We start from the raw sequence: 738 nt of genomic DNA, 5'->3' as shown, positions 1-738 counted from the left end.
AGACGACGGTTGCGCTTCTTGTCTGCGCCAGCGGGCCGCTTGACTGCCGTTGCGGCAGCCGGGTTTTTTGAAAAGGGCAGGTCCCACTCTGCAATCGCATGCTGGCAGATCGCGGCCAACAGGTTGAGCCGTTTGACAACCGTCGCAGCGCTGTATTTCTCAGCCAGCCGATCCCGGAAACCACGGACTGCCATCGGGGTCAGATCGACCAGCGCAAGCTGTGCAATCTCGTCCTGAAGAATGGACGGGATGTGACCTTTGCGATCATTCTCCCGGGTCTGCATCTCCTCGCACACATAACGGTCGACCAGGTCGCGAACGGTCTGACGTTCCAGTGGGCGCGTGTCCTCAAACTGTCCGAGTTCCAGCTTGGCGGACGTCGTGTCCAGCCACCGCCGGGCGAGTTTGGCCGAGGTGAAAGTTTGATGGATCCGCTCTCCGCCTGCAATGCGCTTGCGGGCCCGATACTGGCCCTTGCCGCGATACTCTACGCCTGCGGGAAGAGCGCGGCCTGTCGCTGGATCAATTTTAGCAGAAGTGATTCGGTCTTTCATGGTGAGCCTCGCTTGGGCCCAGCATAGCCTTTTCATGGGCCCATTGGGACCATGTGCTTATCGTCTTTTTTGGCGATGGGCCCAAGGTGGGCCCAAAAGCAGTCAATCATTCCGTGACCAAAACTCTAAGTCATTGGAAAGATTGGCGTCCCGTACGGGATTCGAACCCGTGTTGCCGCCGTGA

At 58.8% G+C, this 738-nt stretch carries 1 pseudogene; it reads right to left on the bottom strand.

The annotated features are described in order from the left end of the window. A pseudogene (locus AD928_RS00055) lies at positions 1-554 on the bottom strand (site-specific integrase); the annotation flags it as partial. Between the last annotated feature and the right edge of the window lie 184 nt (positions 555-738).

Source organism: Acetobacter cerevisiae (assembly GCF_001580535.1).
GTDB lineage: Bacteria > Pseudomonadota > Alphaproteobacteria > Acetobacterales > Acetobacteraceae > Acetobacter > Acetobacter cerevisiae.
The sequence above is the reverse complement of the archived record's forward strand: the minus strand, read 5'-3'. Positions and strand labels throughout refer to the sequence as shown.